Source organism: Microbacterium sp. NPDC008134 (assembly GCF_042957055.1).
Taxonomy (GTDB): Bacteria; Actinomycetota; Actinomycetes; order Actinomycetales; family Microbacteriaceae; genus Microbacterium.
The window spans coordinates 319,676-337,306 of the sequence record NZ_JBIBHO010000001.1; the positions used below are offsets into that span (position 1 = coordinate 319,676).

Genomic DNA, 17,631 nt, shown 5'->3' on the forward strand with positions numbered 1-17,631 from the left:
TACGTAACACTCGATCGCAACGCCCGTGCACTGCAATTCGGATGCCGGCTGATTGCGTTCTTCGGCAGGTTCGACGGTGATCGGCGGCGGATAACCTGGCGTCGTGCATCGATATCGCGAGATCGCCCGCGACCTGACGATCCGGATCGCCGAGGGCGGGTTCGACGCGGCCGGGATGCTGCCGTCCGAGGCGCAGCTCGCCGCGACCTACGAGGTCTCGCGCGGTACCGTGCGCAATGCGCTCGTACTCATGGCGCGGCAGGGTGCGATCGCCCCTCGGCGGGGTTCGGGCTGGTTGGTGCGCACGGCGGCGCAGAGTCAGCGCTTCTCGGAGATGCGCTCGTTCGCGCAGTGGGCGGCGAGTCGCGGTATGGAGCCGGGAGGGCACGTGCTCACGCAGCAGCGCCGCGCGGCGACCGCGACCGAGGTGCGGCAGTTCCGTGGCGGTCAGGGGATCGGCGAGGTGCTCGAGGTCGTGCGTCTGCGGTCGTTGAACGGGCGGGTCGTCATGCTCGAGCGCACCGTGTACCCGTCGTGGATCGCGCCGATCGTCGAAGACCTCTCGCCCGACGAACCCTCCGTCGTCGGGGCGCTCGAGTCGCGGGGTGTGCGCATGGCGCACGGCGAGCACACGATCGACGCGATCGCGGCGCCCAGCGAGGATGCGCAGCTTCTCGGCGTGCGGCGGGCGAGTCCCTTGCTGCGGGTGCACCGCGTCAGCTACTCCTCGGACGGGCGCGCGATCGAAGCCGGCGACGACCGGTACCTCCCCGACGCGATGTCGTTCCAGATGCACGTCTCCCTGCAGGGATCCTCGCTCTCGCGCCACCCGGGTTGATCCGCGGGGCGGCCGAGCAGCCGTCTGTACAACTGTGCATCGTGGGCGCTCCGATTCGGCGGCCCCGCGGCATCCGTCCCCGGCCGGACCGGCCCCGTTCATCGTCACGTCACCTTCCGACTGTTCTGTCGCATCCAGGAGGCGATCTCGACCTCCGAGGGGCGTCCCGTCGGGGACGCCGACCCTGTTCCCGGAAGGATCACGCCAGACATGTCCTCGTCACCTCCCCCCGTGGTGCGCCCCCGTCGGAGCGCCCGCCTGCTCGCCGCGCTCGTCGCCGCCGGAGCGATCCTCGTGTCGCCCCTGCTGACCGCGGTGCCCGCCTCGGCCGCTGCGGCATCCGAGGTCACCCTCGCCGCCACCGACGTCGCCGTCGGGGGAACCCTCTCGGTCGAGTACTCGACCGATCGCCCGAGCGCCACGAACTGGCTGGCGATCTACCCGGCCTCCCGTCCCGAGCCGTGCAGCGAGTGCGGCATGGCCTGGGCGTACGCTCCCGGCCCGAGCGGCTCGGTGCAGTTGCCCGCGAACGACCGGTCGGGCAACCCGCTTCCGGCGGGCGACTACCGCGTCGAGTACCTCTACAACGACGGCTATTCACGCGTCAGCGAGCCGGTGGCGTTCACCGTCGCCGGCGGACCCGTCACCGAGGAGCCGGGCGAGGGCCCGGAGGTCGACCCCACGAAGCCGATCGACCTGTCGGTCGTGCAGATGAACCTCTGGGGCAAGACCACCGACGCCACGATGCTCGACGAGATCGGCGCCGACCTGATCTTCGTCGAGGAGGCGCAGCGCGGCACGGCTGCCATCGCCCGTGACCTCGGGTTCGACTACCACTCCACGGGTGGCAGCGCGGGCGTCATCTCGCGTTATCCGATCGTCGATGCGGGCGTCGTCACGGTGGCGGGCACGCAGGGCGGATGGATGAAGGCGATCGTGCAGGTCGGCGACACCCAGGTCGCGGCCTACGCGGGCCACCTCGAGTACCGCTACTACGCCACGTACCTGCCCCGTGGATACGCGGGCGACGTGCTCGGCTCCGGATTCCCGACCGAGTGGCGCGGCTGGAACAAGCTCAGCGCCCCGGTCACCGATGTGCCGCAGATCCTCGCCGCCAACCAGGCCTCCGGGCGACCGGCCGCCGCCGCCGCGCTGTCCGCCGACATGGCGACCGAGCGCACCGCCGGACGCCTGACGATCATGGGCGCCGACATGAACGAGCCCTCGGTTCTCGACTGGACCGAAGCCACGGCGAACCTCTACGACCACAACAGCGTCGTCGCTCCCTGGCAGACCACCAGCATCCTGCGTGACGGTGGCCTCGTCGACGCGTACCGCGCCGCCTACCCCGACCCCGTGACCCACCCCGGATTCACGTGGCCGGCCGACACCCCGAACGTCGACGTCTCGCAGCTCGCCTGGGCACCGGAGGCCGACGAGCGCGACCGGATCGACTACATCTTCTTCGCTCCCGACGACCGCCTGAGCCTGACCGGCACGCGCATCGTCGGCCCGACGGGTGACATCGTGCGCGGAGCCCGCGCCCTGCCCGTGTCGGACGAGGAGATCTTCACCCCGCAGACGCTGTGGACCAGCGATCACAAGGCCCTGCAGTCCGACTTCGTGATCTGCGGCGAGGCGTGCCAGGCTGCGGCCGAGCCGGGCGAGCTCGTCGTCGGCACGCCGACGATCGCCGGCGCGGCCGTCGCCGGCGCCGAGGTCACCGCCGCACCCGGCGAGTGGACCGCGGGAACCGCGTTCTCGTACCAGTGGCTGGCCGATGGCGAGGCCATCGACGGCGCCACCGCGGCGACGTTCGCGATCCCCGCGGGTCTCGAGGGTCGTGCGCTCTCGGTGCGCGTCGGCGGCACGCTCGACGGATACGTGCCCGCCGAGGCGACCAGCGCCGCGGTGACCGTGACGGCGGCGGAGGAGCCCGGTTCGGATGCTCCGGCCGTCGTGCTCGGATCGACCACGGTGGTCGCGGGCGGCAGCCTGAAGATCAGCGGCGCCGGCTTCAACGCGGGTGCAGAGCTGCGGCTCGAGCTGCGCTCCACGCCGGTGGCTCTCGGCTCGGTGACCGCGTCGGCCGCGGGTGAGTTCTCGACGACCGTCACGATCCCGGCATCCGTCGCGGCCGGTGCGCACACGCTCGTCGTGATCCTCCCGGACGGCTCCGAAGTGACCGCCGCGGTGACCGTGACGGCGGCTCCGGGTGCCGGTGCGGGCGCGGATGCCGGAGGCGACGCACTCGCGCAGACCGGTGGCGAGCTGTTGCTGCCGGCCGTCTGGGCCGCGGTCGTCGCGCTGTTGCTCGGCGCCGCGCTGGTGATTCGCCGTCGGGTACGTCAGTCGTAACGGCATCCGCTCCTGGCGCCGAGCCACCCCTTTCAGCGCGAGCCACCCCCTTCCGCGACGTGCGGAAGGGGGTGGCTCGCATTCAAGGGGGTGGCTCGGCAGAGTCTGTGACCGGCCGGTCGGGGCCGGTCCGACTAGCGCCAGACGGAGACCAGCACCTTCCCCGATGCCTGGGAATCGCGTGCCGCAGCGAACGCCGCCTCGATGTCGTCGGCGGCGAACTCGTGCGTCACGACCTCTTCGATGCGGGGCTGCGCCAACAGCAGAGCGACCGCCGCATCGATCTCGTCGTTGAACCGGAACGTGCCGAACCAGCGCAGTTCCTTCGAGATGAAGGGCGCGATGTTGATCGGACGTGGCTCGTTGGGAACCATCCCGACCTGCACGACCGTGCCGGCGATACGTGCCGCCTTCAGCGCCGTCGACACGGACGGTGCGACACCGGAGCATTCGAGCACGACGTCGTAGGCGCTCTCGGGCACCTCATCGCGGGTCACGTCGAACACCCGGGTTGCACCGAGCGCCTTCGCGCGAGCGAGCGGACCCTCGAGCACGTCGGTGGCGTGGACCTTTGCAGCGCCCGCCGCGACCGCCGCCGCGATCGCGAGCAGACCGATGGGGCCGGAGCCGGTCACGAGCACGCGCTGCCCCGCGACATCCCCGGCCTTGCTGAGTCCGTGGAGGGCGACGGCGAGAGGCTCGGCGAGTGCTGCGCGGCGCACCGGCAGCCTCTCGGGGAGCACCCGCAGCATGCCGCGGTCGACGATCAAGAACTCTGACAGCCCGCCCTGCGTGTGCGGCCACGTCGAGGCGCTGCCGAGATAGGCACCACCCGGCCACAGGTGCGGCTCGTCGGCGATCTTCTCGCTCGGCGTCCCGAACGTCGCCGGGTGGACGGTGATCGGCGTGCCGGCCGCGAGCTCGCCGCTCGGGTCGAAGTCGACGTGCCCCGACACCTCGTGGCCCGGAACGAGCGGCTCACGCACGACGAACGCGCCGTTCGCGCCCTCGTAGTAGTAGTGCAGGTCCGAGCCGCAGATGCCGACGTACTCGATGCGCACGCGCACCTGCCCCTCGGCGGGCTCGGGCGTCGGCACGTCGCGGACGACGATGTTCTTCGCGGATTCGATGAAGGCTGCGCGCATGAGTGCTCCCGGGTGAGAAGAGGTGGTGATCGGATCAGACGACGGCGGTCATGCCGCCGTCGACGAAGATGTTCTGTCCCGACACGAAGCTGGACGCGTCGGAGGCGAGGAAGAGGAGCGCACCGTCGAGCTCGGCGAAGTCGCCCCAGCGCTGGGCGGGCGTGCGCTGGGTGAGCCAGCCGCTGAACGCGTCGTCATCGACGAGCGCGCGGTTCATCTCGGTGGCGAAGTACCCGGGCGAGAGCGCGTTCACCTGTACGTTGTGGCGCGCGAGGTCGGCGGCCATGCCCTTGGTGAGCTGTGCGACGCCGCCCTTCGTGGCGGAGTAGGGGGCGATGGTCTGCCGCGCGAGCTGCGACTGCACGCTCGCGATGTTGACGATCTTGCCGCTGCCGCGCTCGACCATGCCGGGCGCGACGAAGCGGGCCACGTAGAAGACGCCGGAGAGGTTCGCCGCGACGATGTCGTCCCAGTCGGCGACCGAGAACTCGGTGAACGGTGCGCGACGCTGTACGCCCGCGTTGTTGACGAGGATGTCGGGGACGCCGACGGTCTCGAACAGGCCCGTGATCGCCTGCTCGACGGCCGCGGCATCCGTGACGTCGAACACGAGCGCGTGCGCGGGGCGACCGCTCAGCCGTTCGGCTTCGAGGCGCGTCGCTTCGACGGCATCCGCATCGCGCCCGTGCACGACGACGCGCGCACCCGCACGAGCGAGAGCGAGAGCGAGGGAGCGACCGAGGCCGCGGGACGACCCGGTGATGAGGGCGAGGCGGTCGGTGACGTCGAACAGCTGAGACATGAGAATCCTCTCGGAAGTGATGCGGATGGAAAGAACGGGGGCGGGCCCGGCGTGTGCCCGACCCGCCCCGTTTCGTGCGACGTGCGTGCTACAGAAGCGACGCGAGGCCGTAGATGCCGAGCACCAGGACGAACGCGGCGACGGATTCGATCGTCTGCTGCACGGTCCAGGTCTTCAGCGTGGTCTTCACGTCCATGCCCATGAGGCGGCCGACGAGCCAGAAGCCCGAGTCGTTGACGTGACCGGCGAACACCGAGCCTGCGGCGGTGGCCAGTACGATCGCGACGACCTGCAGCTCGTTGAAGTCGCCGGCGAGCACGGCGGGGGCAGCGAGCCCCGCCGCCGTCACGAGCGCGACGGTCGCCGAGCCCTGCGCGAGGCGGATCACGACGGCGATGATGTACGCCGCGAAGATGATCGGCAGGCCGAGGTCGCTCAGCGTGTCGGCGAGGGCGTCGCCGATGCCCGACGCACGCAGAACGCCACCGAACATGCCACCGGCGCCGGTGATGAGAATGACGGATGACACGGGGCCGAGGGCCGAGTCGACGATCTTCTCCATCGCGGAGCCGTTCTCGCCGCGGCGGGAGCCGAGCACGAACGTCGCGACGAGCACGGTGATGAGCAGTGCCACGAACGAGTTGCCGACAAGCACCAGCACCTGCACCCAGAGGTCGTCGCTGGAGACGATGCCGGCCGATGCCAATGAGGTGAGACCGGTGTTGAGGAAGATGAGGAACATCGGCAGCAGCAGCAACCAGATGATCGTGGACGCCTTCGGCGGGTTCTTCGGCTGGTCATGGTCGAGTTCGCCGAACAGCTCGGGAACCGGAAGCGGGATGCGGGCGGCGACGAACTTGCCCCAGAGGTAACCCGAGAGGTACCAGACCGGGAAGACGATGACGAGGCCGACGAGCAGAACGAGGCCGAGGTTCGCGCCGTATGCTTCGGTTGCGGTGACGGGGCCGGGGTGCGGAGGCAGGAACACGTGCATGACCGAGAAGGCCGCGGCCGCCGGGATGCCGAAGATCAGGACGTTGTTCTTCGAGACGCGGCGCGCGATCGCGAAGATGATCGGCAGCATCATGATCAGGCCCGCGTCGAAGAACATCGGGAAACCGAGGACCAGCGATGCGATACCGAGTGCGAACGGTGCGCGCTTCTCGCCGAAGATCTCGACGAAGCGGTCGGCGAGCGCCTTCGCACCACCGGAATGTTCGATGAGCCTGCCGAGCATGGCTCCCAGGGCGACCAGCAGTGCGACCCCGGCGAGTGTGCCACCGAATCCACTCGTCAGTGTTTCGCTGATCGCCGCGATCGGCACCTGCGCGGCCACTGCGGTGAGCAGCGAGACGATGATCAGGGTCAGGAAGGCGTGAACCTTGAAGACGATGATCAGCACGAGGATGAGCGCGATCGCTCCGGCTGCGATGAGCAGCAATGGTCCGGCACCCAGCGTCTGGGTCCAATCTTCCATCGGTATCTCCGTTGATGTCGAGTAGCGGGATCCCTGGCCTCGTAGCCGTTCGGGCGTCCCGCGTTAGGATTCGATCTACTCCCACCGAGCGTCGGCGGAGCAGTGCGAGCTTTTCACAAAAATCGTATCTTTTGCAACATGTGATCGTATCAATGGGAGAACGTCATGGCGCAGGCATCTCATGGCTCGGTGCTCGACGCCCTCGGGCTGCGCATCGCCGCAGGCGAGCTGGCGCCGGGGACCGTCTTCACGCTCGCAGACCTCGAGGCGCGGTACGCGGTGTCGCGCACGGTGATCCGCGAGGCCGTCCGCGTGCTCGAATCCATGGGGATGCTGGCGTCGCGGCGCCGTGTCGGGCTCACCGTGCGCCCGCCCTCCGAGTGGAGTGCGCTCAACACCCGGCTCATCGGCTGGCAGCTCGCCTCGCCGCGCCGCGCCCAGCAGATCGTCGTCGTGAACGAGATGCGCTCCGCGATCGAACCGATCGCGGCCCGTCTGGCGGCCGTCCGCGGCAGCGATGTGCAGCGCGCCGAGATCGTCCGGCTCGCCGCAGAGCTCGAGAAGCACGGACAAGCCGGCCGCGGGGCATCCGAGGCGTACCTCTCAGCCGACGTCGCTTTTCACGACCTCATCCTCGATATGAGCGGCAACCTCATGCTGGCCGCGAACAAGGCCGCGATCGCCGCCGTCATCACCGGACGCACCGATCTCGGCCTCACTCCCGCAGACCCGTATGAGGAGTCGCTGCACAACCATGTGCAGACCGCTGCCGCCATCGCGCGCGGTGATGCCGAAGCGGCCGAACACCACACGCGCCGGTACGTCGACGCGGTGCTGTCGGAGGTCAGGGCGCTGGTGTGACGAGTCCCTCGGGCGTGCCGCCCGTGATCATCTCGATGACCGCGTCGATCGACTGATCCGTCATACGGCGCACCGCACCGGCGGTGTGACCTCCGGCGTGCGGCGTCGACACGACGCGGTCGTGACCGACCAGCGGCGAACTCGACGGCGGCTCGGCCTCGTACACGTCGATGGCGACGCCGTGCAGGTGCCCCTCATCGAGCAGGGAACGCGCCGCCGCCTCATCGAGCAGTCCGCCCCGAGCCGTGTTGACGACGATCGCGCCTTCCGGCAGCAGCGCCAGGCGGCGTGCGTCGAGGATGTGCGAGGTTTCCGGCAGAAGCGGCACGTGGAGGCTCACGACGTCGGATCGCTCGCACAGCGTGTCGAGGTCGAGTCGCTCGACGCCGGCGGCCTCGAAGACGGCATCCGGCAGCATGGGATCGTAGGCGACGGGCGTCATCCCGAGCCCGCGGGCACGTTCCGCCACGAGGCGGCCGATCGCACCGAAGCCGATGAGCCCGAACACCCCGCCGGTGAGCTCGCGCCCCTCCTGGCGTGGCCAGCCGCCCGAGCGCACGCTGGCGTCGAGGAACGGGATGCCGCGGGCGGCGGCGAACACGAGTCCCACCGCGAGTTCGGCCACCGCGAGCGAGTTCGCACCCGGGGTGCGCGCGACGCTCACGCCGTGCCCCGCCGCGGCATCCAGGTCGACCCGGTCGACGCCGACGCCGTATCGGGCGAGGGCGCGCAGTCGCGGGGCGGCGGCGAACACCTCAGCGGTGTACTCGTCGAGCCCCGCCACGATCGCGTCGACGTCTCCGACCAGCGGCACGAGCTCCTCGGCGGTCAACGGACGTCCGTGCGGATTCAGCACGATCTCGTCGAAAACGGCGCGAAGGCGCTGGATGCCGGGTCCTTCGGGGTCGCGGCAGAGCGAGGTCGGTGTCACGAGGATCTTCACGCGCGGGCTCCTTCCGATCCGGGGACGGTTCGGGTGTAGCGGTCGAGATACCGGGCGAAGCCGGCGTCGTACTGGGCGCGGCGTTCGAGGCGCGGCGTGATCGTGCGCACCTCGGTGTCATCGAACGCCGGATGCTTCAGCGAACCGGTGGTCGCGAGCAGTCCCATCCGCACCGCGCCCACGATCGAGGTGTGCTGCTGGGTGGACACCTGCATCTCGACACCGAAGACGTCGGCGACCAGTTGCGTCCAGAACGGCGACGACAGCACGCCGCCCGAGAGGATGATGCGACGCGGCACGCCGCCGAGCGCGGTGAGCTCCTTGTAGCAGTGGAAGAGGGAGTACACGATGCCCTCGAGCACCGACTGGTACATGTCGACGCGCGAGTGCTGGGGCGTGAGATCGAGGAAGCCGCCGCGGCGCTGATCCTGCCAGCCGGGGCTGCGTTCGCCGAACAGGAACGGCATGAAGACCGGCGTGTCGACGCGATCGGCCGACAGCAGCGGCTCGATCTCGGCGTAGTCGGTCGAGGCGCCGAACAGGCGGTCGCGCGCCCAATCGACGCAGTTGCCGCACCCTGAGGTCGCCGCACCGCTGAGCGCCCCGAGCGGCGAGCGGTACGACCAGGTGCTGAGGGTCGGGGAGAAGGACGGATGCCGCGTGGCCACCCGCAGCGCCCCGCTCGTGCCCATCGAGAACGTCATGTCGCCGGGCTCGATGGCGAGGTCGCCCACCTGGTTGAGGCCGCCGTCGGGGCCGGGGGTCAGCACCGGGATGCCGACGGGCAGTCCGAGCAGCGTCGCCGCCTCTGCGGTCAGTGGTGCGGTGTCCGTGGTCTCGTGCAACTCGGGAAGTCGCACGCCGCCGAGGCCGAAGCGCTCGAGCACCTCGGTGTCCCAGCCGGTGCCGTCGGCGCGCAGCATCCCCGTGCCGGAGGCGAGCGCCGGGTTCGACCAGATCTCACCGGTCATGCGTGCGAAGTTGAGGGTCGACTGGTCCATCGCGATGAGGCCGTCGGGATCGATGCCCTGCTCGCGCAGATACTGCAGCTTGAACACCGGGTAGATCGCGTTGACCATGCAGCCGGTGCGCTCGTAGAACCACCAGGTGAGCTCATCGTCTTGGCGGAGCTTCGCGCAGAGATCTTGCGCACCTGTGTACGGCCATTCCATGACCGGGCTGACGGAGGAGAGGTCGGCGCGGCGAAGCGTCAGGCCGTGCCAGGTGCCGCTCAAGACGATGAGGTCGATCTGGTGACCGGCCGCGCTCTCGCGCCCGAGCGCCATCAACTGCGCATAGATCGAGTCGCCTTCGCGGACGGCGGTGTCGGGCCCCTCCACCTCGAAGCGGCGGTTGCGCACACTCATCTCGCCGGTATCTGCGTCGAACACCATCGTTTTCGCGGACGTCGTACTCGCTTCGAGCGCGAGGATCTTCATGAGGGGCCCATCGTCGGAGTCTCATTGAGGGCAGGCGCCCTCACCACGCCAATAATATGATCTTTTGATCGACGTGTGACACCGCGGGGGAGAGAATCCGCGACTATTCAGCGCCGAGCCACCCCTTTAAAGGCGAGCCACCCCCTCCCGTGACGTGCGGAAAGGGGTCGGTCGTGCGTCAGGGGGTGGCTCGGCGGGGTCAGAGGCCGATGACCGCGAGCGTGACGACGGTGACGAGGATCACGACGAGGATGCCGCCGCCGCAGCCGAGTCCGAGCAGCATCCCGTATCCGGTGCGGGAGGTCTGCGCTCCGGACTGCTGCGCGCCCGCGAGGAACGCCGGCCCTCCGCCGAGCTGAAACGAGTACGCGGCGCCGGCGACGTTGATGGTGCGGGCGACGTCCACTCCCATCTCGAAGCGCGGGATCAGCAACTAGGGGGGGCGGAAGTCCTCCCGCTGATTCACCCCATTCAGGGCACGGTGCAGACGTTATCTGTCAGCACCGTGGGCGAAAAAATGAACCCCGACCGTCACACTCTCGTGCGCTGCGTCGGGGGCTATGCCCTCTATTGTAGACCGGAGACCCGACACCCGGGCCCTCTTGGAACTTCTCGTCCTTGCTGACGGTCTCGATATGGCTCGCGATCGCGGCGCGGAACCGGGGGCTCGCTGTCCTACTCGATGGTGCGGATGACCCGAGCGGGGGAGCCGACCGCGATCACCCGCGCGGGAACATCCTTGGTGACCACTGATCCGGCGCCGACGACGGAATCGTCTCCGATGGTGACGCCGGGGAGCACGGTGACGTTCGCCCCCAGCCAGACGTTCCGGCCGATGGTCACGGGTGCGGGGAGCAGGTCGCCTCGTCGGCGGGGGTCGAGGCCGTGCTGCAGGGTGGCGATGACGACGTTGTGGCCGATCAGGCAGTCGTCGCCGATCGTGATCCCGCCCTGGTCCTGGAAACGGCATCCGGAGTTGATGAAGACGCGCTTACCGATCGCGATGTTCTTCCCGAAGTCCGCGGTGAACGGCGGGAACAGCGTGACCGTTTCATCCACGAGCTCGCCGATCAGCGCGCTGAGGAGTTCTCGCACTCGGCTCGGCTCGTGATAGCCGGCGTTGAGCTCGCCGGCGACGCGGAGCGCTTCTTGACTCGTCTCATGCATCACGGCGTGACCGGGTGAGCCGCCGGGAATGGTCTCACCGGCGTTCAGGAGGGCGAGGAGGTCGGAGAGGCTCGTGCGGTCCTCGTGGGAGGTTCCGTTGTCATCCATGCGTCCCAACGTAGGTCGCCGTGCCTGAATGAGGGATGCCCTGTCGATACGCGCCTTGGTGGGGCGACCTCACATTCGGCGGGCCCCTCAGCGCCCTCTGCGGTTGAGGATATCCATCCAGTCGGCGGGAAGACGATCGCTCGGACCCGGAACGGCCTGCGATTCAGGATGGCTCGTCGGGGCCGCGAGCGACGGGCCATCGAATGCGGCTTCGTCGCGGAAATCCTAGAACCAGTCCTCGCCGGGTTCGAAACTCTGCATCACGGAATGACCGGTCTTCTGCCAGTGTCTCGTCGCGTGGGTGTTCGGGGAGTCGTCGCAGCATCCGCCGCGGAACAGGCCCTCCTGGGGCCACGCCGGAATCGGCTCCGCAGCCCGACGGCAGCACACGAGCTCGCCAGGTTTAGAGTGGATCGGCCCGACTCGGGCCCATCCACCCCCTCTGGAGCATCCGTGACCTCCGTCGACGACCGCGCGCGCTATCGCGCAAATCCCTCCGTACTCACCGCGCTCAAGAGCCCCCGCCTGTTGACGCGCGAGGTGCTCGCGGGTCTCGTCGTCGGCCTCGCGCTGATCCCCGAGGCGATCTCGTTCTCGGTCATCGCCGGGGTCGACCCGGCCGTCGGCCTGTTCTCGTCGTTCATCATGGCGATCGCCATCTCGTTCCTCGGCGGACGCCCCGCGATGATCACCGCCGCGACCGGCGCCGTCGCGCTCGTCATCGCACCCGTGGCGCCCACCTACGGCATGGACTACTTCATCGCCACCGTCATCCTCGCCGGTGTCTTCCAGGTGCTCATGGCCGTGCTCGGCGTCGCCAAGCTCATGCGCTTCATCCCGCGAAGTGTCATGACCGGGTTCGTGAACGCGCTCGCGATCTTCGTGTTCAGCGCCCAGGTGCCGCAGCTGATCGGGGTGCCGTGGCTCGTCTATCCGCTCGTCGCCCTCGGCATCCTCGTCATGATCTTCATGCCCAAGATCACCAAGCTCGTTCCGGCGCCCCTCGTCTCGGTGATCATCGTGACCGCCGTCGTGCTGGTGTTCGCGATAAACGTTCCGACCGTCGGAGACCAGGGAGCCCTGCCGCGCAGCCTGCCCGAACTCTTCATCCCGAACGTGCCGTTCACATGGGAGACGTTCACCATCATCGCGCCGTACGCGCTGGGCGTCGCCCTCGTCGGGCTCATGGAATCGCTCATGACCGCGAAGCTCGTCGACGAGATCACCGACACGCACTCCCGCAAGACTCGCGAAGCCTGGGCGCAGGGCGCCGCGAACATGCTCTCGGGCATCTTCGGCGGCATGGGCGGGTGCGCCGTCATCGGTCAGACGATGATCAACGTGCGCTCCGGCGCCCGCACCCGCATCTCGACGTTCTTCGCCGGGGTCTTCCTTTTCCTGCTCGTCGTCGTGTTCGGCGACTTCGTCTCGACCATTCCGATGGCCGCACTCGTCGCCGTGATGATCATGATCTCGATCAGTGCGTTCGACTGGCACAGCATCCGTCCGTCGACCTTGAAGCGGATGCCGAAGAGCGAGACGTTCGTCATGATCGTCACCGTCGTCGCCGTCGTGCTCACGCACAACCTCGCGGTCGGGGTCGTGGCCGGGGTGATCGCGGCATCCGTCCTCTTCGTGCGCCGGGTGGCGCACGTCGTGTCGGTCACCCGCACGGTCTCCGACGATGGCGAGGTCGCGACGTACGTCGTCGACGGGGCCCTGTTCTTCGCGTCGAGCAACGACCTCACGACGCTGTTCGAGTACGCCGACGACCCGGCGCGCGTGGTCATCGACCTGTCGAAATCGCACGTGTGGGATGCCTCGACCGTCGCCGCACTCGACGCGATCGAGACGAAGTACGCCCGGCACGGCACGACCGTCGAACTCGTCGGGCTGAACGAGACGAGCGGGGCGTTCCACGGGCGGCTGACCGGACAGCTCGGCGGCGAGGGGTAGCGCGCATTACGTTGCATCACGACGACCGGCCCTCGGGTGGGCGGGGTGATTTAGCGTGAGGGTATGACTGCTGAGCCCCGCGTGTACGTGATCCACGAGAACGCCGAATGGTTCCCGCCGTTCGCCGCGGCCTTCGAGGCCGAGGGCGTGCCCGCGCAGGAATGGCTGCTCACCGACGGGTCGATCGACCTGAACGCCGAGCCGCCGGCCGGCGTTTTCTGGTCGCGGCTCAGCGCATCGGCGCACACGCGCGACCACGGCGACTCCAAGGAGTTCGGCCGTGCCGTGCTGCGGTGGCTCGAGGCTTCCGGTCGCACCGTCGTGAACGGCAGCCCGGTGCTCGAGCTCGAGGTCAGCAAGGCCGCGCAGCATGCCGCCCTGCAGCGGGCCGGTATCGCGGTGCCGCGCACCATCGCCGTCTTCGGTACCGCCGCGCTCAAGGAGCGGGCCCGCGAGTTCACCGCCCCCTTCATCAGCAAGCACAACCAGGGCGGCAAGGGGCTCGGTGTGCGCCGCCACGACAGCCACGACGAGTTCGACGCGTGGGTCGACGGCCCGGAGTTCGAGCCCTCGCCCGACGGCATCACGCTGCTGCAGGAGAACCTGTTCGCCGCGGCTCCCTTCGTAACGCGCGTCGAGTTCGCCGGCGGGGAGTTCGTCTACGCCGTGCGCGTCGACACCAGCGCCGGGAGCTTCGAACTGTGCCCGGCCGAGGCGTGCGCGCTGCCCGGCGCCGACGGGGTCGAGCCCGAGCCGCTGTTCCGCATCCGCGAGGAGATCACGGCGCAGCATCCGCTCGTCCAGCAGTATCTGGCGTTCCTGAAGGACGCCGGCATCACCGTCGCGGGCATCGAGTTCATCGAGACCGTCGACGGCCGCTTCGTCACCTACGACGTGAACACCAACACGAATTACAACCCCGACGTCGAGGCGGGTGCCGCGGTCTCGGGGCCGCGCACGATCGCGAGCTTCCTCGGCGGGTTGCTCGCCCGGGAATCGGAGCCGGCCGCGGTCTGACCTGCCCTCCTTCTGCGGAGTTCAACCCCGGGTCGGCCCGTCCGCCGTCTTTCGAATCGCTCACTTTGCGCTTCTGCGGGCGCCGGAACGACCAAGTGAGCGATTCGAACCGTCTGTGCTCTGGTCGGGAAGTCTCGTGCCAGCGGGGGCAGTTCCGAATCGCTCACTTTCCGGTTTTCGGAGCCTCGAAACGACGAAGTGAGCGATTCGAAAGCCGAGGATGCCCCGCCCAGGTAATGCCGCCGCTACCGACCGCTGCCGGCGATCACACCCTCCTTCACGTACCGCTGGGCCGCCAGAACCAGCACCAGCGCGGGCAGACTCGCGATCAACGAGGCGCCCATCGTCGCCGCCCACGTGTTCATGTTCGAGTTCGCCAGCGCGTAGATGAACACGGTCACGGGGTACATGTCGGTCTTCGTCACGAGCGTGAGGCCGAACAGCAGGTCGCCCCACGCGAAGAGGAACGTGAAGACCCCCGCCGTGATGATCGCGTTGCGCGACAGCGGCACGACCACACGCCACAGCGCGCCGATCGGGCCGAGCCCGTCGAGGGTGGATGCCTCGATCACCTCGGTGTCGAGGCGCAGCATGAACGAGCGCAGCAGGATGATCGCGAACGGGATGCCGGCGGTCGCATTCGCGAGGATCAGTCCGATGTACGTGTTGAGCGCCCCCGCGGTGTTGAACATCGCGTAGAAGGAGTTCGCGAGCACGATGCTCGGGATCATCTGCGCGAGCAGCAGGATGACGAGCCCGAGGCTCACCGCCCGCGACCGCAGCCGGCTCAGCGAGTACGCGGCGGGCACGGCGACGACGAGCGTGAGCAGCACCGATCCGATCGCGGTGATCAGGCTGACGCGCAGGCCGTCGAGGCCGCCGTCCTCGAAGGCCGTGACGTAGCCGTCGAGGGCCGGGGCGGTCGGGAACCACGCGGTGTCGGTGGAGTTGGCATCGGGCTGCAGGGATGCCGAGATCATCCAGTAGATCGGGAACAGGTAGACGATGAGGATCGAGACCGTGAGCACGGTCCAGAACCAGCCGCGACGGCGGCGGGGAGTGCGGATGCTCATCGCTCGGCACGCTCCTGTCGGGCGGAGAGCCAGGTGTAGACGGCGGCGAAGCCGAGGCTGATGACGAGCAGCAGCATGCCGTAGGCGCCCGCGTGCCCGAACTCGAACAGGCTGAACGCCGAGCGGTACGAGAGCACACCGAGGGTCATGGTGCTGTTGGCGGGCCCGCCTTGCGTGAGCGCGAGCACGAGGTCGACGATCAACAGGTTGAAGACGACGCTCATGACGACGAGCACCGAGATCACGGGCCAGATGCTGGGGATGATGATGTGCCACAGGCGCTTGAACGCCCCGGCGCCGTCGAGGGATGCCGCTTCGAGGTGCTCGACCGGCACCTGCTTGAGGGCCGCGGCGAGGATCGTCGACCAGTACGGCAGGCTCGCCCACACGGTCACGATGATCACGGCGGCGAGGGCGGTGGCTGGGTCGGCGAGCCAGGCGTTGCCGGGCAGGCCGAGGAATCCGAGGATGTCGTTGATCGCCCCGTCTCCCGCGAGCAGCGACTTCCAGATCGTCGCGACGACAACCGCGGGCAGCAGCCAGGGGATGAGGATGAGGGCAGGCAGCCAACGGCTCCCCGGGAAGCGCCGCGTGAACAGCAGCGCGAGCGCGAGGCCGATCACGAGCTCCGACACCACGGCGACGACCGTGATCGTGAGGGTGTTCACGATCGCGATGCCGGTGGCATCCGCGCGGAAGATGTCGATGAAGTTCTGGAACCCGACGAACGGCGCCTCACCGGTGATGAAGGTGCCGGTCGTGAAGTCGGTCGTGCTCATGAACACGCCGTACCCGAGCGGGAACAGGAAGAAGACGGCGAAGAACAGGATGGCGGGCACGAGGAAGGCCCAGAGCTCCAGGTTCCGTCGCCGCACCAGAGTCAGGCCGAAGCGGCCGGAGACAGGTGTCCCCGGCCGCTTCGGCGCTGTGGCAGCGGTCGTCATCAACCCTGGTCGGCCTTGCTCAGCGCTTCCTCGGCGCTCACGCCGTTGACGGTCGCGTTCTGCAGCGCGTCGACGTACTTCGCCTGCAGGGCGCTCCACTCGGTGCCGAGCGTCGCCGGGTTGAAGGCGTTCGCGACGGGGGTGACGAAGGCCTCGGCGGCCGGGACCTCGGCGACGAAGGCATCCTGCGCCGCCGTCAGCGCCGGGACGTACCCGCCCTGCACGGCCGTGTCGACCTGGTTCTCCTCCGAGGCGCGGCACTCGATCAGAGCGGCGGCGGCCTTCTCGCGCTTCTCGTCGCCCTGCACCGGCACGGTGTAGGCGTATCCGAGGAGTCCGACGCTGCTCTCATCGGCGCTGGTGCCGGCAGGCACCGAGAACGTGCCGTACTCGAACTCGAGGCTGGTGTCGACGAGGTTCCAGGGGCCCGAGACCGTGATCGCGGCCTTGCCGGACTTCCACTGGTCGATGCCGTCCCAGCCCCAGTTCACGAACTCCTTCGAGAGGCTGCCGTCGTCGACGAGCGTCTTGTAGAGGTCGACGGCCGCGACCGCGCCATCGCTCGTGAGGTCGGCGGGGTCGCCGCCCGCGCTCAGCAGGAACGGCAGGAAGTAGGAGGACGTCGAGCCGTCGCCCGCGATGCCGGGCAGCGCGATGCCGTAGTGGTCGGCGGTCGTGGTGGCCTTCGCCGCGGCGATGAGCTCATCGAACGTGGTGGGCAGCTCGGTGATCCCCGCCTCTTCGAAGTACGCCTTGTTGTAGAAGACCGAGTAGTCCTCGACCTGCGTCGGCAGGCCGTAGAGGGTGTCCTCGTAGTGACCGAGGGCGGCGACCGGCTCGGCGAGGCCGTCGGTCGTGATGCCGAGCTCGCTCAGGTCGCCGAGCACGCCCTGTGCGGCGAGCGTCGGCAGCTGAGTGTCGGTGTTGACGAGGGCGATGTCGGGCAGCGACTTCGAGCTCGCGGCCTGCAGCAGGCTGGTCGTGTAGTCGCCCGAGAGGGTCTGCGCGTCGATCGTGATGCCCAGGTCGGCGGCGCACTTCTCGAAGTACTCCTTCTGCAGCGTCTGGTACGGGTCGAAGTCGATGCTGCTCCACGACGTCAGTTCGACGCCCTCGAAGTCGTCGGCGTCGCCGGACGAGCTCGACGGGGCGGACGAACCGGTGCAACCGGCGAGGAGGACGACGGATGCGACGCCGGCGGCGGCCGACAGCGCGACCCGGGTGACGCGCGGGCGAGAGGTGCTCATGAGGGTGCGGGATCCTTAGCTCGACCGGGCTGTGACCGATCGTCGGGAGAAGGTCGGGCGGATGCCCGTGGCATGAGTCTCTCGGACGAGGGGGCCCGCGGTCACGGGTTCGGAAACACGGCGAAATGATGTGACGCAGATCGTCATTCCCGCGAAATCTGCGCGTTACGCGGGGGCGCTTCGACAGGCTCAGCGATCCAGTTCTCGGTACGGGGCCCCTGAGCTTGTCGAAGCGCCCCACCCGAGAGACCCTCAG

15 protein-coding genes are annotated in these 17,631 nt (G+C 68.8%); 5 read left to right on the forward strand and 10 right to left on the reverse strand.

Annotation, left to right across the window (positions count from 1 at the left end):
• The first annotated feature begins 103 nt into the window (after nucleotides 1-103).
• Both ACFY9N_RS01550 and ACFY9N_RS01555 read left to right on the forward strand, forming a co-directional pair.
• Complete coding sequence (locus ACFY9N_RS01550) at nucleotides 104-838, forward strand: GntR family transcriptional regulator (RefSeq protein WP_391476474.1); 735 nt, start codon at nucleotides 104-106, stop codon at nucleotides 836-838.
• 210 nt (nucleotides 839-1,048) lie between these two features.
• Nucleotides 1,049-3,196: an endonuclease/exonuclease/phosphatase family protein gene (locus ACFY9N_RS01555; RefSeq protein WP_391476476.1), complete on the forward strand. Its 2,148-nt coding sequence runs from the start codon at nucleotides 1,049-1,051 to the stop codon at nucleotides 3,194-3,196.
• Nucleotides 3,197-3,330: 134 nt separating this feature from the next.
• On the opposite strand, the gene ACFY9N_RS01560 is transcribed toward ACFY9N_RS01555, so the two are convergent.
• The 3 genes from ACFY9N_RS01560 to ACFY9N_RS01570 all read right to left on the reverse strand — a co-directional run bounded on the left by ACFY9N_RS01560 (nucleotide 3,331) and on the right by ACFY9N_RS01570 (nucleotide 6,620).
• Nucleotides 3,331-4,341 carry a zinc-binding dehydrogenase gene (locus ACFY9N_RS01560; protein ID WP_391476477.1) on the reverse strand — a complete coding sequence of 337 codons (1,011 nt, stop codon included), beginning with the start codon at nucleotides 4,339-4,341 and terminating at the stop codon, nucleotides 3,331-3,333.
• 34 nt (nucleotides 4,342-4,375) lie between these two features.
• Nucleotides 4,376-5,143: an SDR family oxidoreductase gene (locus ACFY9N_RS01565; RefSeq protein WP_391476479.1), complete on the reverse strand. Its 768-nt coding sequence runs from the start codon at nucleotides 5,141-5,143 to the stop codon at nucleotides 4,376-4,378.
• An 88-nt stretch (nucleotides 5,144-5,231) separates the two neighbouring features.
• Nucleotides 5,232-6,620, reverse strand: a complete 1,389-nt coding sequence (locus ACFY9N_RS01570) for a GntP family permease (RefSeq protein ID WP_391476481.1) — start codon at nucleotides 6,618-6,620, stop codon at nucleotides 5,232-5,234.
• A gap of 165 nt (nucleotides 6,621-6,785) precedes the next feature.
• Here ACFY9N_RS01570 and ACFY9N_RS01575 point away from each other — a divergent pair, with 165 nt between their 5' ends.
• The gene (locus tag ACFY9N_RS01575; protein ID WP_391476482.1) at nucleotides 6,786-7,481 is read left to right on the forward strand and encodes a FadR/GntR family transcriptional regulator; all 696 of its coding nucleotides are present in this window, start codon (nucleotides 6,786-6,788) and stop codon (nucleotides 7,479-7,481) included.
• On the opposite strand, the gene ACFY9N_RS01580 is transcribed toward ACFY9N_RS01575, so the two are convergent.
• From ACFY9N_RS01580 to ACFY9N_RS01595, 4 genes are all read right to left on the reverse strand, one after another.
• On the reverse strand, nucleotides 7,465-8,424 hold the full coding sequence (locus ACFY9N_RS01580; RefSeq protein WP_391476483.1) for a phosphoglycerate dehydrogenase: 960 nt from the start codon (nucleotides 8,422-8,424) through the stop codon (nucleotides 7,465-7,467). The two genes, ACFY9N_RS01575 and ACFY9N_RS01580, sit on opposite strands and share 17 nt — an antisense overlap.
• The gene (locus ACFY9N_RS01585; protein ID WP_391476485.1) at nucleotides 8,421-9,863 is read right to left on the reverse strand and encodes a gluconokinase; all 1,443 of its coding nucleotides are present in this window, start codon (nucleotides 9,861-9,863) and stop codon (nucleotides 8,421-8,423) included. The genes ACFY9N_RS01580 and ACFY9N_RS01585 overlap by 4 nt, the downstream gene beginning before the upstream one ends.
• A 199-nt stretch (nucleotides 9,864-10,062) precedes the next feature.
• Nucleotides 10,063-10,269: a hypothetical protein gene (locus ACFY9N_RS01590; protein WP_391476486.1), complete on the reverse strand. Its 207-nt coding sequence runs from the start codon at nucleotides 10,267-10,269 to the stop codon at nucleotides 10,063-10,065.
• A gap of 269 nt (nucleotides 10,270-10,538) precedes the next feature.
• Nucleotides 10,539-11,138 carry a sugar O-acetyltransferase gene (locus ACFY9N_RS01595; RefSeq protein ID WP_391476488.1) on the reverse strand — a complete coding sequence of 200 codons (600 nt, stop codon included), beginning with the start codon at nucleotides 11,136-11,138 and terminating at the stop codon, nucleotides 10,539-10,541.
• 453 nt (nucleotides 11,139-11,591) lie between these two features.
• Here ACFY9N_RS01595 and ACFY9N_RS01600 point away from each other — a divergent pair, with 453 nt between their 5' ends.
• Nucleotides 11,592-13,094 carry a SulP family inorganic anion transporter gene (locus tag ACFY9N_RS01600; protein WP_391476489.1) on the forward strand — a complete coding sequence of 501 codons (1,503 nt, stop codon included), beginning with the start codon at nucleotides 11,592-11,594 and terminating at the stop codon, nucleotides 13,092-13,094.
• 63 nt (nucleotides 13,095-13,157) lie between these two features.
• Nucleotides 13,158-14,111 (forward strand): RimK family alpha-L-glutamate ligase, encoded by a 954-nt coding sequence (locus tag ACFY9N_RS01605; RefSeq protein WP_391476490.1) that lies wholly within the window; start codon nucleotides 13,158-13,160, stop codon nucleotides 14,109-14,111.
• 245 nt (nucleotides 14,112-14,356) lie between these two features.
• Here the strand turns inward: ACFY9N_RS01605 and ACFY9N_RS01610 are convergent, their stop codons facing one another.
• From ACFY9N_RS01610 to ACFY9N_RS01620, 3 genes are read right to left on the reverse strand one after another with little or no spacing between them, the layout of a single operon-like run.
• Nucleotides 14,357-15,184: a carbohydrate ABC transporter permease gene (locus ACFY9N_RS01610; RefSeq protein ID WP_391476492.1), complete on the reverse strand. Its 828-nt coding sequence runs from the start codon at nucleotides 15,182-15,184 to the stop codon at nucleotides 14,357-14,359.
• Nucleotides 15,181-16,128: a carbohydrate ABC transporter permease gene (locus ACFY9N_RS01615; protein WP_391476493.1), complete on the reverse strand. Its 948-nt coding sequence runs from the start codon at nucleotides 16,126-16,128 to the stop codon at nucleotides 15,181-15,183. The genes ACFY9N_RS01610 and ACFY9N_RS01615 overlap by 4 nt, the downstream gene beginning before the upstream one ends.
• Nucleotides 16,128-17,375, reverse strand: a complete 1,248-nt coding sequence (locus ACFY9N_RS01620; protein ID WP_391476495.1) for an extracellular solute-binding protein — start codon at nucleotides 17,373-17,375, stop codon at nucleotides 16,128-16,130. The genes ACFY9N_RS01615 and ACFY9N_RS01620 overlap by 1 nt, the downstream gene beginning before the upstream one ends.
• Nucleotides 17,376-17,631: the final 256 nt, after the last annotated feature.